Source organism: Enterobacter cloacae complex sp. 2024EL-00214 (assembly GCF_043945575.1).
Classification (GTDB): domain Bacteria; phylum Pseudomonadota; class Gammaproteobacteria; order Enterobacterales; family Enterobacteriaceae; genus Enterobacter; species Enterobacter cloacae_P.
Genome location: NZ_JBIMRC010000006.1, coordinates 21,292 through 36,205, shown reverse-complemented (window position 1 = coordinate 36,205; position 14,914 = coordinate 21,292). Strand labels below are relative to the sequence as shown.

The following is a 14,914-nucleotide window of genomic DNA, read 5'->3' as shown; positions in this document are numbered from 1 at the left end:
ATTGTAATTTTTGCGTTGCCTATTGGTCAGGGAGAGAGAAGATGAAGTTAATGAAGCGTGGCGTCGCGTTGGCGCTAATCGCCGTCTGGGGACTGGCAAGCCTACCTGCGCAGGCGTATGAAAAAGACAAAACCTATAAAATTACTATTCTGCATACCAACGATCACCACGGTCATTTCTGGCGCAGTGAATACGGCGAATATGGTCTGTCGGCGCAAAAAACGCTGGTGGATGGCATTCGTAAAGAGGTTGCTGCCCAGGGAGGGAGCGTACTGCTGCTGTCCGGTGGGGATATCAATACCGGCGTGCCGGAGTCAGATTTACAGGATGCTGAGCCAGATTTTCGCGGTATGAATTTAATAGGTTATGACGCAATGGCCGTCGGTAACCATGAGTTTGATAACCCGCTGACCGTTCTGCGCCAGCAGGAAAAGTGGGCTAAATTCCCGCTCCTCTCCGCCAACATTTATCAGAAAAGCACCGGTGAACGCCTGTTCAAACCGTGGGCGCTGTTTAAGCGTCAGGATTTGAAGATCGCAGTGATTGGTTTAACCACCGACGATACGGCGAAAATTGGTAACCCCGAGTTCTTTACCGATATCGAATTCCGTAAACCGGCAGACGAAGCAAAGCTGGTGATCCAGGAATTACAGCAGAATGAAAAACCGGACGTAATCATCGCTGCGACCCATATGGGTCACTACGATAACGGTGAGCACGGTTCTAATGCACCGGGCGATGTAGAGATGGCGCGCAGCCTGCCAGCGGGCTCGCTGGCGATGATTGTGGGCGGTCACTCACAAGATCCGGTGTGCATGGCGTCAGAGAATAAAAAGCAGGTGGATTACGTGCCGGGTACGCCGTGCGCGCCAGACCGCCAGAACGGTATCTGGATCGTGCAGGCTCACGAGTGGGGTAAATACGTAGGCCGTGCGGATTTTGAATTCCGTAACGGCGAGATGAAACTGGTGCATTACCAGCTCATCCCGGTCAACCTGAAGAAGAAAGTGACTTACCCTGACGGGAAAAGTGAGCGCGTACTTTACACCCCGGAGATTGCTGAGAATCAGCAGATGCTCTCTCTGCTGACACCGTTCCAGAATAAAGGTAAGGCGCAGCTCGATGTGAAGATTGGCACGCTCAATGGTCGCCTGGAAGGGGATCGCAGCAAAGTACGCTTTGTGCAGACCAACATGGGTCACCTCGTGCTGGCAGCACAGATGGCACGCACCGGCGCTGACTTTGGCGTGATGAGCGGCGGCGGTATTCGTGATTCCATTGAGGGCGGAAATATTACCTATAAAGATGTGCTGAAGGTGCAGCCGTTCGGCAACATCGTGGTCTATGCCGATATGAGCGGAAAAGAGGTCATTGAGTACCTGACTGCGGTAGCGCAGATGAAGCCCGATTCCGGTGCGTATCCGCAGTTTGCCAACGTCAGCTTTGTGGCGAAAGACGGCAAACTTAATGACCTCAAAATCAAAGGCGAGCCGGTCGATCCTGCCAAAACGTACCGTATGGCGACCTTAAGCTTTAACGCCACGGGCGGTGATGGTTATCCGCATATTGATAACAAACCGGGTTACGTCAATACCGGTTTTATTGATGCGGAAGTGCTGAAGCAGTTCATCGAGCAAAATTCACCGATTGACGTGAATGCGTATGAACCGAAAGGTGAGGTGAGCTGGCAGTAACAGCGCTATTTTGTTCGCCATTTTGAACGCGGGCAGTGCCCGGGATCCTCACGTACGCCGTGTACGTTTCGGTTCCTGCGCGCTGTCCGCGAAAAGAATCAATCCCTGCGCGCAATATCCGCAAACGTCGCATCCAGTATTTTCGCCAGATCGCCTGCCGCCAGTTCGATATCCAGCCCGCGCTTGCCGCCAGAAATATAGATAGTCCCGAATTCCTGAGAAGGGGCATCAATCAGCGTTGGTAGCCGTTTTTTCTGTCCCAGTGGGCTGATCCCCCCCACCAGATAGCCAGTGGTGCGTTGAGCAACCATCGGGTCTGCCATATCGACCTTTTTCGCCCCCAGTGCTTTGGCGACTTTCTTCAGATCCAGCTGCCCGGCGACAGGTGTCACCGCGACGGCGAGGTGCTTCATATCGCCATTCACCGCCACCAGCAGCGTTTTGTACACCTGGTCGGCATTCAGCCCCAGTTTGCGCACCACTTCATCACCAAAGTTGGTTTCGTTCGGATCGTGATCGTAAGTGTGGATCCGGAAGGAGATTTTGTTTTTTTCGAGTAATTTAACGGCGGGAGTCATAGCTATCCTTCTTACGACAAACAATTTATGCCTGGAGTATACGCCTGACGTTTGTCTAAAAAATAGCACCATCTTGCGCAATAGTGTTGGCAGTGATGGTCACTTTGAGCGACAATCGGCTCAACCGAAGGTCTCCTTCGGCATAATAAAAACGATGAAATTCCTCTTTGACGGGCCAATAGAAATATTGGCCACTTTTTTATTTTAACAGTGACGGCAAATTCCCTTCTCCGTACAAATGCAATGCACCCACCGCAACAACGTAATGCCCGGCAGGCAGGGCATTCAGCGTTTCTCGCCATGCTTCATTGCGCGTGTTCATGAGCACATCATACAACGATTCACTGAACGTGGACGGCAGCGTAAGCTTACTGTCCGTTGGCGGCGCATCCAGCCACCAGCCGATCATCGTTTGCAGCAAGCGGGCATTGGTGTGCCAGTGGGTCAGGGTATCATCCAGCAGTATCTGTCCATCATCCGGTAACTGACGAAGCAGGGCAATCTGGCTGTCGGCCCCTTCCAGCTCAATAATCGGAAGATGGCGTGCCCGCGCAACGTTCAGCAACTGATAGTCGATGCCATAATCTCCACGCAGGCCAAGACGCTGAGCCTGGGTGGCCTGCAATATCATCGCGATTTGCCATAGCGGCAGATTTTCCAGCATGGTCAGCGAAACGCCCGTTTCATCTGCCACCCGTTCCAGTTCGCGCAGCTGTGTTTCGCTAAGACGCTCAGCCAGTGGAATATCGCTCTCAAGCCCGACAAACGGCGACTCGTGGCCTGAAATATCGGCCTCGACAATCAGCGCATCGGCCTGTTTTAGCAGCTTTAACAGACCGGGTGGCAGGGGAGACATATCCTGTGTCCCCATATGGATGCTGCCCACAAGATGCAGATGCTGCCCACCGGGAAGTGAGATATCCATACCGGGCCAGGCATAGCGACGGGGGAAGAGGGCGCGAAACGATGCTTTTATACGGCTAAACAGACTCATACGCGCTCCCTGAATAGAAAGACTCATGCTAGCGCGTGGGGATGGGCGGTGCAACTGCTGAACCGGTGGGCATTTTCGTAGGCCGGGGACGCGAGCGCGCCACCCGGCTGTTTTGCATCACTCTTTCGGTTTAAACCTCAACAACCGGTTTGCGTTACTCACCACGGTAATGGAGGAGAGTGCCATTGCGGCACCTGCCACCACCGGGTTCAGCAGCGTGCCGGTCAGCGGCCACAAAATTCCGGCGGCAATCGGGATGCCGAGCGAGTTGTAGATAAACGCGCCCAACAGGTTCTGCTTCATATTGCGCAGGGTCGCTTTTGAAATGGCCAGCGCATCCGCAACGCCCATCAGGCTGTGGCGCATCAGCGTAATCGCCGCGGTTTCAATGGCGACATCGCTCCCACCGCCCATCGCAATACCCACTTCTGCCTGCGCCAGCGCCGGGGCGTCGTTGATCCCGTCGCCCACCATCGCGACCTGGCGGCCCTGGCTCTGCAGTTTCTTGATTGCATCGGCTTTGCCATCCGGCAGTACGCCCGCAATCACCTCATCAATACCTGCCTCTTTGGCAATGGCGTTGGCGGTTGTTGGGTTATCTCCGGTCAGCATCACCAGACGATAGCCTGCGCGGTGCAGACGTTTAAGGGCGTCCACGCTGTCCTGTCGCAACGGATCGCGAACGGCCAATAGCGCGGCGGCTTTGCCGTCTATGGCGAGCAGAACCGGCGTTGCTCCCTGTGATGCCTGAACGTGCAGTTCACTCTCCAGGGCTGACGTATCAATGCCGTTTTCATTCAGTAACGCCCGGTTACCGAGCAGCAGCGTATGGCCTTCGGCTTCACCGCTCACGCCCAGTCCGCGCAGGGTGCGGAAGTTGCTCACCTGCGGCAGGCTGGCGTTTTCCGCTTTTTCTATAATGGCGCGCGCCAGTGGGTGGCTGGAACCTTGCTCCAGCGCAGCGGCCAGGCGCAGTGCTTCAGCGTCAGAAATGCCCACGGTATTCACCGCCACAACCTGCGGTTTACCTTCTGTCAGCGTGCCGGTTTTATCAAAGACCAGCGTGTCGAGCGTACTGGCGCGCTGCAGGGCGTCGGCATCGCGTACCAGCACGCCAAACTCGGCGGCGCGGCCAACGCCTGAGATAATCGACATCGGTGTCGCGAGGCCGAGCGCACACGGACAGGCAATAATCAGTACCGTGGTGGCAATGACCAGGGTGTAGACAATCTGAGGGGCCGGGCCGAAGAAATACCAGATAGCCGCGCTCAGCAGCGCAATACAGACCACCACCGGGACAAAAATGGCGGAAATTTTATCGGCAAGCTGGCCAATTTCCGGTTTACTGCTCTGCGCCTGGCGCACCATGCGAATAATACGTGACAGCGTGGTGTGGCTGCCGACTGCACTGGCGCGGAACAGCACGCTACCGTCCTGTACCACCGTTCCCGCATGGACAGCATCGCCCGATGATTTTTGCTGCGGGATGGGTTCCCCGGTCAGCATTGCTTCGTCAAACCAGGCTTCACCCTGGGTAATTTCACCGTCAACGGGAACGCGGTCGCCGGTGGTCAGGCGCAGCGTCATGCCGGGTTGAACGTCGGCCAGCGGGACGTTTTTCTCACCGTCGTCTGTCACCACGCGCGCTGTCGGCGGAGTCAAATCGAGCAATCTTTCCAGCGCTTTTGAGGAGCGCTGACGGGCACGAGCTTCGAGCATATGGCCTAAATTAATCAGACCGATAATCATCGCACTCGCTTCATAATAGAGATGACGCGCTTCCATCGGGAACCACTGCGGCCAGACGTTAACGCTCATCGAGTAAAGCCATGCCGCTCCGGTACCCAGTGCCACCAGCGTATCCATCGTCGCGGTGCGGTTTTTCAGGCTCTTCCAGGCGCTGGAATAGAAATGGCCGCCCGCAAAAACCATCACGGCGAGTGTCATCACCCCAATCACCAGCCACAGAGTGCGGTTATCATCGGTGACCATCATGTTGTCACCCATCATGCCCCACACCATCACCGGAATACCGACCAGCAGTGCAACAATCGCCTGCCAGCGGAAGCGTTTCATGGTGGCGATGGCCGTTTCCTGCTGGCGTTCGCGGCGTTCAGCATCATCTTCGATGGCTTCTGCGCCGTAGCCTGCTTTCTCTACCGCCTGCACTAAATCTGCGGCGGAGGCACTGCCCATCACCAGCGCAGTACGCTCCGCAAGGTTGACCCGTGCTTGTGCGACGCCCGGTACGGCCTGTAATGCATTTTGTACCCGGGAGACACAGCTGGCGCAGCTCATGCCGTTGATCAGCAGCTGTTGGCTGTCATCAATATCATCAGCTACCGGAAGCTCAGGAGTGGCCGCTGTCAGTGCTTCCGACGGGAGTGATGACTCTGCCAGCGGTTTAGCCTTTGGGTGGCTCAACTCCGCCCCGTAGCCCGCTTGTTTGATGGTATCAATCAGCGCATCTGCGCTGGCACTGCCAGTGACGGCGGCATGATCGATAGTCACTTCAGCGCTCTCAACATCAGGACGCTGTTCCAGGCTTTCTTTAACGCGTTTGACACAGTGGCCGCAGGAGAGGCCGTCCAGTGTCAGGTCTATAGTGTGAGACATAACAAAACTCCCGTATAATGATCTGGTCAGTTGTTGACCTGTAAGACGCTTTTCGCTAACTGTTATGAAGGTTAAACCTTCCATCAAGGGGAAGGTCAAGGGGGAAATGTGAATATCAGTGATGTTGCCAAAAAAACCGGATTGACCAGCAAAGCGATTCGTTTTTATGAAGAGAAAGGGCTGGTGACGCCGCCGCTGCGTAGCGAAAATGGCTACCGTAGTTACACGCAGCTGCATCTCGATGAACTGACATTACTGCGTCAGGCAAGACAGGTAGGTTTTAACCTTGAAGAGTGTGGTGAGCTGGTCAACCTGTTCAACGATCCGAAACGCCACAGCGCAGACGTGAAAAAGCGTACGCTGGAAAAAGTGGCTGAAATTGAACGCCACATCACCGGGTTACAGGCGATGCGCAAGCAGCTTCTGGCACTGGCGGAATCCTGTCCGGGGGATGACAGCGCCGAGTGCCCGATTATCGAAAATCTTGCCGGCTGCTGTCATCGTAAGGCAAATGCTTAACAGGCTTTGACCCGCAGGGTTATCCCTTCCACGGCCACGACCTCAACCCGCGTACCGGCGCTGAGGTCATCGTCAGCGACCACAGGCCACGAGCTATCGCCCACGCGCATGTGTCCGCGCCCGTTCACCAGCGCCGTGTCGAGCGTAAAACGCTGGCCGACAATTTGCTGTCCGCGCTGATTGAGATGGGCGTCCACGGGATCCTGCTCTTTTACCTGCCGGTTCAGCCAGCGCCACCACAGCCACGCCGCCACCAGCGTAAGCACGGCAAACAGCGCGCCCTGCCACTCCCAACTGATGGGCAGTAGCCAGACAGTAAGCCCGGTCGTGACCGCAGCGACACCGCTCCAGAGCAGATATCCGTTGCCGCCAAGCATCTCTGCGGCCAGCAATAAGCCACCCAGGCTTAGCCAGAAGGCGTGGGGATGTGCGACGATAAGCTCAATCATTTTCTGCGCTCGTTTCCGCTGTCTTTGATGAGCTCGGCGATACCGGCAATCGAACCCATCAGGCTGCTGGCATCCAGTGGCATCATCACCACTTTACTGTTATTCGCAGAGCCAATCTCTTTCAGCGCGTCGGTATATTTTTGTGCCACGAAATAGTTCACGGCCTGGATGTCACCCGCAGCAATCGCCTCGGAGACCATCTGGGTCGCGCGGGCTTCCGCTTCGGCTGAACGTTCACGCGCTTCGGCCTGTAAAAATGCCGACTGGCGATCGCCCTCGGCTTTCAGGATCTGCGACTGCTTTTCCCCTTCGGCTTTCAGGATCTCGGCCTGACGCACCCCTTCGGCTTCAAGAATATAGGCACGCTTGGTTCGTTCGGCTTTCATCTGGGCATTCATGGAGGCGATAAGCTCCGCCGGTGGGCGAACGTCGCGGATCTCAATACGGGTGACTTTAATCCCCCACGGATTCGTCGCTTCGTCGACAATATGCAGCAGACGGGTGTTGATGCTGTCGCGCTGAGAGAGCATTTCGTCCAGCTCCATAGAACCGAGCACGGTACGGATATTGGTCATCGTCAGGTTAACGATAGCCAGCTCCAGGTTGCTCACTTCATATGCCGCTTTCGGGGCGTCAATCACCTGGATAAAACAGACGGCATCAATGGTGACGTTGGCGTTATCTTTAGAGATAATTTCCTGGGAGGGAATATCCAGCACCTGTTCCATCATGTTGATCTTGCGACCAATCCTGTCCATGAAAGGGACAATCAGGCTTAAGCCCGGCTGGAGCGTATTGGTATAACGGCCAAAGCGTTCAACAGTCCACTGGAAGCCCTGCGGGACAATTTTTACCCCTGCGCCGACGATAACCAGCGCGACGAAGATAAGAACCGGAACAACAATGAGCATAAAAACCTCCTGTTTTGCATGCCTGCGTGGGAAATAATTGCGAGTTTATTGACCCTAAGTATAAGAGGAAAGTCGCCTTGCAATCACTAAAGCCAGTAGACTACTGCTAATTATTGGGATGAAGACAGAGAATAAAATGAAGGATAACAGCGCGATCCTGACGATTGCTGATGTTGGTTACCGGGTGGGCGACACCACAATTCTGGAAAACGTCAGTTTTACCGTCTCACCTGGGGAGTTTCGTTTAATTACCGGCCCGTCGGGCTGCGGAAAAAGCACCTTACTGAAAATCATCGCGTCGCTGCTAAGCCCAACCTCGGGAAGGATTTTTTTCGACGGAAAGGACATTGCCACGCTCTCGCCAGAGCATTATCGCCAGCAGGTTTCTTACTCGGTACAAACGCCTGCCCTGTTTGGTGAAACGGTTTATGACAACCTGATTTTCCCCTGGCAAATCCGTCATCAGACGCCTGATACCGCACGGTTAATTGCCGATCTGGAACGTTTTGGTTTGTCGCAGGAAACGCTCACAAAATCCGTTTCCGAACTTTCCGGCGGTGAAAAACAGCGCGTCTCATTGATCCGTAACCTGCAGTTTTTACCAAAGGTCCTGCTGCTGGATGAAATTACCAGTGCGCTGGATGACGTCAACAAGCGCAATGTGAATGACATTATCCACCGCTATGCGAAGGAGCAGAACATTGCCGTGCTGTGGGTGACGCACGACGTGAGTGAAATAGAACACGCGGATGAAGTGATGAGACTGCAGCCGCAGGGTAGTCAAAAGCGGGAGACACATCGTGGGTGAACACAACATTACCAACGAATCGCTGGCGTTTTCGATGGTGCTGGTACTGGTGGCGATTATCGTTAGCTATCGGGAGAAGCTGGGGCTGGAAAAGGACATTATCTGGAGCATCTGCCGTGCAGTGGTTCAGCTGGTGCTCGTGGGCTATGTGCTCAAGTACATCTTCAATGTCGATAATGCGGTGCTGACGCTACTGATGGTGCTGTTTATCTGCTTCAACGCGGCGTGGAACGCGCAAAAACGCAGTAAATACATTGATAAGGCGTTTGTCTCTTCGTTTATCGCCATTACCACCGGAACGGCACTAACGCTGGCAGTGCTGGTGTTCTCAGGCTCTATTGCCTTTACGCCGATGCAGGTTATCCCCATATCCGGGATGATTGCGGGTAATGCGATGGTGGCGGTAGGGCTGTGCTACAACAATCTGGGACAACGCTTTAGCAGTGAACAACAGCAGCTGCAGGAGAAATTAAGCCTCGGGGCGACGCCGAAAATCGCGTCGGCACGACTGATTCGCGAGAGTATTCGCTCGTCGCTGATCCCGACGGTAGACTCGGCTAAAACGGTTGGGCTGGTGAGCTTACCGGGAATGATGTCGGGACTGATTTTTGCCGGGATTGACCCGGTAAAAGCCATTAAGTATCAGATTATGGTGACATTTATGTTGCTTTCGACGGCAAGCCTGTCGACCATTATTGCCTGCTACTTAACCTACCGGAAGTTTTACAATGCGCGCCATCAACTGGTGGTTGCGCAGTTGAAAAACGTGCGGTGAATTGCCCCTCACCCCTCAGAAGAGAGGGTGAGGGGCATTTTGCATCAGTACAACAGCGCGTACAGCTGACGACGATACTTCGATGCCAGCGCGTCACCGGTACCCAGTGCGGCCAGAATTTCCTGGAACATTTTACGCGCCTGGCCGTCGGCGGCAGCCAGATCTTTTTGCAGATGGCTGAACAGCAATTCCAGTGCCTCTTCGTTACGCCCTACCTGGTGCAGTTGCAGTGCCAGCTGGCTTGCCAGTGCAGCATCGGCCGGGTTGTCCGCGACCTGCTGTTGTAGCAGCTGGATCTCGGGAGTATCCGCCGCCTGTTTCAGCAGTTCAATTTGCGCCACCAGCCCCTGATAACGGGTATCCTGATCCTGCATAGGGATCGTTTTCAGGACAGCTTCTGCATCTTCTGAACGGTGCAGGGCAATCTGCGTCTCAGCCAGCAGCAGGCCAATCTGGCTATTCTGATTCGACAGCTGCCACGCATCTTTCAGCAGCGGCAGCGCCTCGTCATATTTGCCTTCCTGCATCAGCGCGACGGCTTCCTGCGCTTTCAGCTCTTCTTCGCGTGGCAGAACTTTATCCAGCAGGGCGCGAATTGCTTCTTCAGGCTGCGGCCCCTGGAAGCCATCGACAGGCTGACCATTCTGGAACAGATACACTGTTGGGATCGCACGCAGGCCAAACTGAGATGCCACCATTGGCTCAGCATCGCAGTCAAGTTTTGCGAGAATGAACTGACTATTGTATTGCGCGGCAAGGCTTTCCAGTACCGGCGTCAGCTGCAGACAGTGTTGGCTGCGTTCAGACCAGAAGTAGAACAGCACCGGCTTAGCCATCGATTGTTCGAGGACCTGTTGCAGGTTAGCTTCAGTAATGTTGACGATATTCTGTACGGACATGAGGCATTCTCTTTTATCGGTTTGTTCTTTACATGGGGGTCAGCGACGACGCTTCAACTCAGCCGTGTAAAATTTTGTCCATCACCCGGCCTGGCAGCAGGCGTTTTAACCAGCCTACGGCATGGGTCACCAGCGTCACCGGGTAGCGCATTTTGGGGTTATCACTCTCAAAAGCATGGCGCACTTTGGCGACAACGGCTTCTGGCCCCAGCGTAAAACGTGCGGCGATGCCGGGGTTTTCGACCGGTTTGTCCGACTGCGTCTGGTTGACGTTGTCGGTAAAACGGGTGCGGATAGGGCCGGGTTCAATCAGGCTCACCTTAATACCGCTGTGGCGCAGTTCCATGCGCAGGGCATCAGACCATGCCTCCAGCGCATATTTGCTGGCGGCATAGGCTCCACGGCCTGGGGTAGAGATCAGCCCCATGACCGAGGAGGTCATCACGATGCGCCCTTCATCATGCGGTAGCATGGCGGGGAGCAGGCGCATGGTCAGCTGATGTACGCCGAAGAAGTTAGTGGAAAACTGGTGCTCCAGCTGTTCCCGCGAGATGGTCTCCAGCGGGCCGTAAACACCGTAACCGGCATTATTGAACAGACCGAACAAACGGTTGTTCGTCAGGGTAATGACCTCGTCGGCGGCGCGTTCAACGCTCTCTGGTGAATCCAGATCCAGCAATATGCCAGTAAAGCCCATCCCGTTCATGCGTTCGACATCGTTGGGTTTACGGCAGGCAGCCAGAACCCAAAAACCCTGACGTTTCAATTCGAGGGCACTCTCGAGGCCAATTCCGCTGGAACATCCTGTTATTAAGACCGATTTTTGCATAACTTTACCTGTCAGGATCTCAGCTGTTTGAGAAGTCATGTTTAACTAAAGGAGCCAGCCGCGTTGCCATCCAGTCGGCAATAAACGGCTGAGCATCGCGATTGGGGTGAATACCATCGTCTTGCATCCATTGGGGTTTCAGATAGACCTCTTCCATGAAAAATGGCAGCAGCGGAATATCAAACTCTTTGGCAAGCTTAGGGTAGATCGCGCTAAAGGACTCATTATACCGACGACCATAGTTTGCGGGCAGGCGAATTTGCATCAGCAGCGGCTGGGCGTTAGCCGCCTTAATGTCCTGCAAAATGGTGCGCAGCGCTTGTTCTGTTTGCTGGGGCTGGAAGCCGCGTAAACCATCATTACCGCCGAGTTCGACCAGCACCCAGCGCGGTTGATGTTGTTTGAGTAAAGCCGGCAGGCGCGACAAGCCTTGCTGCGAGGTATCGCCGCTGATGCTGGCATTAATCACCGGCGTCGTGTTCCGCCATTTGTCATTGAGCAGAGCAGGCCAGGCTGCGCTGGCCGCCATGCGATAGCCTGCGCTCAGGCTGTCACCCAGAACCAGTAACGTGTCCGCTGCGGCTGCGCGGAAGGTCATCAGAATCAAAAACAGGAAGGGCAAATGCCAGCGGAAAACATTGTTGAAGTTCATCGTCTTAAGAAGTCCGTCGGTCAGGGGGAGCACGAGCTGTCCATCCTCACCGGAGTTGAACTCGTTGTCAAACGTGCCGAAACCATCGCGCTGATTGGCGAATCAGGTTCTGGCAAATCCACGTTGCTGGCAATTTTAGCCGGGCTGGATGACGGCAGCAGTGGCGAGGTCAACCTGGTCGGCCAGCCGTTGCACGCACTTGATGAAGAGGCACGTGCTGCACTGCGCGCCCGGCATATTGGCTTTGTCTTTCAGTCCTTTATGCTCATTCCTACCCTGAATGCTCTGGAAAACGTTGAATTACCGGGATTACTGCGCGGGGAGAATATCCGCCAGAGCCGCGAACATGCCAGAACATTGCTGGAACAGCTGGGATTGGGTAACCGCCTCGATCACCTTCCGGCGCAGCTTTCCGGGGGGGAGCAACAGCGCGTTGCACTGGCTCGCGCCTTTAATGGTCGCCCGGAGGTCCTGTTTGCTGATGAACCCACCGGGAACCTTGACCGTAAAACCGGAGACAAGATTGCCGACCTGCTGTTTTCGCTCAACCGTGAACATGGCACCACGCTGATTCTGGTCACCCACGATCCACAGCTGGCCGCCCGCTGTGACCGTCGCCTGCGGCTGGTCAACGGTATTCTTCAGGAGGAAGCATGATTGCCCGCTGGTTCTGGCGCGAATGGCGCTCACCTTCGCTGCTGATTGTCTGGCTGGCGTTGAGCCTGGCGGTGGCCTGCGTGCTGGCACTCGGCAGCATCAGCGACCGCATGGAGAAAGGGTTAAGCCAGCAAAGCCGGGAATTTATGGCGGGCGACAGAACGCTGCAAAGCTCGCGTGCCGTCCCGCCGGGCTGGATTGACGAAGCGCGCAAGCGGGGGCTGAAGGTTGGGGAGCAGATTAGCTTCCAGACCATGACCTTCGCGGGTGACACACCGCAGCTGGCGAGCGTCAAAGCGGTTGATGACATCTACCCGATGTACGGTGAGCTGCAGACCAGCCCGTCAGGGTTAAAACCCAAACCTGGTACGGTGTTGCTGGCACCGCGTCTGATGGCGCTGCTTAACCTGAAAGCGGGTGACAGCATTGATGTCGGTGACGCCACGCTGAAGATTACCGGAGAAGTGGTTCAGGAACCTGACTCCGGTTTTAACCCGTTCCAGCTCGCGCCACGGTTACTTATGAACACCGCTGACGTGGCGAAAACCCATGCCGTGCAACCGGGAAGCCGCGTGACCTGGCGCTATAAATTTGGCGGTACGCCCGTACAGCTTGGGGAGTATGAAAAATGGCTTCTGCCGCAGTTAAAGCCAGAGCACCGCTGGTATGGGCTGGAGCAGGACGAAGGGGTACTTGGCAAATCTCTTGAACGTTCTCAGCAATTTCTGCTGCTTTCGGCGCTATTAACCCTGCTGTTGGCGGTAGCGGCAATCGCCGTTGCGATGGGGCACTACTGCCGCAGCCGTTACGATCTGGTGGCGATCCTGAAAACCCTGGGGGCCGGGCGGGCGCAACTGCGTAAGTTGATTATCGGCCAGTGGCTGATGGTACTGATGCTGTCAGCGGTGACTGGCGGGGTGATGGGATTAGTGTTTGAAAAACTGCTGATGGTGCTGCTGAAACCGGTACTGCCAGCTGCATTACCACCAGCCAGCCTCTGGCCGTGGCTGTGGGCGATGGGGGCAATGACGGTGATTTCACTGCTGGTGGGATTGCGCCCGTACCGGCTGCTGATTGCGACGCTGCCGCTGCGTGTGTTACGCCGTGATGTGGTGGCAAACATCTGGCCACTGAAATTTTACCTTCCCGCAATTACCGCAGTGGTGGTTGGGCTGCTGGCCTGGTTGATGGGGGGCAGTACGCTACTGTGGGCCGTGCTGGCTGGTGCGGTCGTACTGGCGCTGTTGTGCGGCGTGCTGGGCTGGGTATTGCTCAGGCTCCTGAAGGGGGGCACGGTAAAATCGCTTCCCGTACGGCTGGCGGTTAACCGTTTGCTGCATCAACCGTGGTCAACGCTGAGCCAGCTTTCAGCGTTTTCGCTGTCGTTTATGCTGCTGGCTCTTCTGCTGGTGCTGCGTGGCGATCTGCTGGATCGCTGGCAACAGCAGCTTCCGCCGGAAAGCCCGAACTATTTTCTGATCAACATTGCGCCTGAACAGGTCGCCCCGCTGAAGGCATTTCTCTCGCAACACCAGATTGTGCCGGAATCGTTCTATCCGGTTGTTCGCGCGCGTCTGACGCAGATCAACGGCCAGCCAACGGAGAGCAACAAGGACGAGGCGCTTAACCGCGAGCTGAACCTGACCTGGCAGGAGAAGCGTCCCGATCACAATCCGCTTATCGCCGGAACCTGGCCGCCAAAAGTGGGTGAAGTTTCAATGGAAGAGGGGCTGGCCACACGCCTGAATATCAGGCTGGGGGATTCAGTGACCTTTACCGGTGACACCCAGGATTTCAGTGCGAAAGTGACCAGCCTGCGCAAAGTGGACTGGGAAAGTCTGCGACCAAACTTCTTCTTTATCTTCCCGGCAGGCGCGCTGGACGGGCAGCCGCAGAGCTGGCTCACCAGCTTCCGCTGGGAAAACGGCAACGGGATGCTGACCCAGCTTAATCGCGAATTCCCGACCGTGAGCCTGCTGGATATTGGTGCGATCCTGAAGCAAGTAGGACAAGTACTGGAGCAGGTGAGCCGTGCCCTCGAGGTGATGGTCGTACTGGTTACCCTCTGCGGTGTTCTGTTGCTGCTGGCACAGGTGCAGGTTGGGATGCGTCAGCGCTATCAGGAACTGGTGGTTTACCGCACACTGGGGGCGAGTAAGCGGCTGCTGCGTGCAACGCTCTGGAGTGAGTTCGCCCTGCTGGGGCTGGTGGCAGGCCTGGTGGCGGCCATTGGTGCGGAGACGGCACTGGCGATGCTGCAGACGAAAGTCTTCGACTTCCCGTGGGAACCTGACTGGCGGCTGTGGCTCACGCTACCGATCTGCGGCGCGCTACTGTTATCACTCTGTGGCGGCTGGCTCGGCACGCGATTGCTCAAAGGTAAAGCGCTGTTCCGGCAATTTGTTAGTTAGTTTACCTCCGTGATGATTACGTACCGGTTTATATGCTGGTACGTAATCACTTAGTAGCACAGATTGGTAACAGGTGTCATTTTAGTAGCACAAATCATTAAAAAACCGCACACACAGTCATA

14 protein-coding genes are annotated in these 14,914 nt (G+C 55.6%); 6 read left to right on the top strand and 8 right to left on the bottom strand.

Features of this window, described 5'->3' with window-relative positions; all coding sequences use genetic code 11:
- Window positions 1–41: 41 nt before the first annotated feature.
- Entirely contained in the window at window positions 42–1,694 is a 1,653-nt protein-coding gene (ushA, locus tag ACHHZ6_RS08730; protein WP_182273991.1) for a bifunctional UDP-sugar hydrolase/5'-nucleotidase UshA, read from the top strand.
- A 98-nt stretch (window positions 1,695–1,792) separates the two neighbouring features.
- On the opposite strand, the gene ybaK is transcribed toward ushA, so the two are convergent.
- The 3 genes from ybaK to copA form a co-directional block, all read right to left on the bottom strand.
- Window positions 1,793–2,272, bottom strand: a complete 480-nt coding sequence (gene ybaK, locus ACHHZ6_RS08725) for a Cys-tRNA(Pro)/Cys-tRNA(Cys) deacylase YbaK (protein WP_182273992.1) — start codon at window positions 2,270–2,272, stop codon at window positions 1,793–1,795.
- A gap of 199 nt (window positions 2,273–2,471) precedes the next feature.
- Window positions 2,472–3,266, bottom strand: a complete 795-nt coding sequence (locus ACHHZ6_RS08720; RefSeq protein ID WP_182273993.1) for a TraB/GumN family protein — start codon at window positions 3,264–3,266, stop codon at window positions 2,472–2,474.
- 117 nt (window positions 3,267–3,383) lie between these two features.
- Window positions 3,384–5,882, bottom strand: a complete 2,499-nt coding sequence (copA, locus tag ACHHZ6_RS08715; RefSeq protein WP_395122098.1) for a copper-exporting P-type ATPase CopA — start codon at window positions 5,880–5,882, stop codon at window positions 3,384–3,386.
- A gap of 108 nt (window positions 5,883–5,990) precedes the next feature.
- Between copA and cueR the strand changes: the two genes are divergently transcribed.
- On the top strand, window positions 5,991–6,401 hold the full coding sequence (cueR, locus tag ACHHZ6_RS08710; RefSeq protein WP_182273995.1) for a Cu(I)-responsive transcriptional regulator: 411 nt from the start codon (window positions 5,991–5,993) through the stop codon (window positions 6,399–6,401).
- Here cueR and ACHHZ6_RS08705 read toward each other — a convergent pair.
- Both ACHHZ6_RS08705 and ACHHZ6_RS08700 read right to left on the bottom strand, forming a co-directional pair.
- A complete protein-coding gene (locus ACHHZ6_RS08705) occupies window positions 6,398–6,850 on the bottom strand; it encodes an NfeD family protein (protein WP_182273996.1) in 453 nt (150 codons plus the stop codon). The two genes, cueR and ACHHZ6_RS08705, sit on opposite strands and share 4 nt — an antisense overlap.
- Window positions 6,847–7,761, bottom strand: coding sequence for an SPFH domain-containing protein (locus ACHHZ6_RS08700; protein ID WP_182273997.1), 915 nt, complete (start codon window positions 7,759–7,761; stop codon window positions 6,847–6,849). Before ACHHZ6_RS08700 ends, ACHHZ6_RS08705 begins: the two co-directional genes overlap by 4 nt.
- A gap of 136 nt (window positions 7,762–7,897) precedes the next feature.
- Here ACHHZ6_RS08700 and fetA point away from each other — a divergent pair, with 136 nt between their 5' ends.
- Together fetA and fetB are read left to right on the top strand one after the other, a co-directional pair.
- A complete protein-coding gene (gene fetA, locus ACHHZ6_RS08695) occupies window positions 7,898–8,569 on the top strand; it encodes an iron efflux ABC transporter ATP-binding subunit FetA (protein ID WP_395122097.1) in 672 nt (223 codons plus the stop codon).
- Window positions 8,562–9,344 carry an iron efflux ABC transporter permease subunit FetB gene (gene fetB, locus ACHHZ6_RS08690; protein WP_182273999.1) on the top strand — a complete coding sequence of 261 codons (783 nt, stop codon included), beginning with the start codon at window positions 8,562–8,564 and terminating at the stop codon, window positions 9,342–9,344. Before fetA ends, fetB begins: the two co-directional genes overlap by 8 nt.
- Before the next feature lie 44 nt (window positions 9,345–9,388).
- Here the strand turns inward: fetB and ACHHZ6_RS08685 are convergent, their stop codons facing one another.
- The 3 genes from ACHHZ6_RS08685 to tesA are packed head-to-tail and all read right to left on the bottom strand — an operon-like array spanning window position 9,389 to window position 11,724.
- Window positions 9,389–10,243 carry a co-chaperone YbbN gene (locus tag ACHHZ6_RS08685; protein WP_395122096.1) on the bottom strand — a complete coding sequence of 285 codons (855 nt, stop codon included), beginning with the start codon at window positions 10,241–10,243 and terminating at the stop codon, window positions 9,389–9,391.
- A 58-nt stretch (window positions 10,244–10,301) separates the two neighbouring features.
- Window positions 10,302–11,111 carry an SDR family oxidoreductase gene (locus tag ACHHZ6_RS08680; protein WP_182919521.1) on the bottom strand — a complete coding sequence of 270 codons (810 nt, stop codon included), beginning with the start codon at window positions 11,109–11,111 and terminating at the stop codon, window positions 10,302–10,304.
- Entirely contained in the window at window positions 11,092–11,724 is a 633-nt protein-coding gene (gene tesA, locus ACHHZ6_RS08675; RefSeq protein WP_182274002.1) for a multifunctional acyl-CoA thioesterase I/protease I/lysophospholipase L1, read from the bottom strand. The genes ACHHZ6_RS08680 and tesA overlap by 20 nt, the downstream gene beginning before the upstream one ends.
- On the opposite strand from tesA, the gene ybbA reads away from it, so the two are divergent.
- A complete protein-coding gene (gene ybbA / locus ACHHZ6_RS08670) occupies window positions 11,695–12,381 on the top strand; it encodes a putative ABC transporter ATP-binding protein YbbA (protein WP_182274003.1) in 687 nt (228 codons plus the stop codon). The genes tesA and ybbA overlap by 30 nt on opposite strands.
- The gene (gene ybbP / locus ACHHZ6_RS08665; protein ID WP_395122095.1) at window positions 12,378–14,792 is read left to right on the top strand and encodes a putative ABC transporter permease subunit YbbP; all 2,415 of its coding nucleotides are present in this window, start codon (window positions 12,378–12,380) and stop codon (window positions 14,790–14,792) included. Before ybbA ends, ybbP begins: the two co-directional genes overlap by 4 nt.
- The last annotated feature ends 122 nt before the right edge of the window (window positions 14,793–14,914 follow it).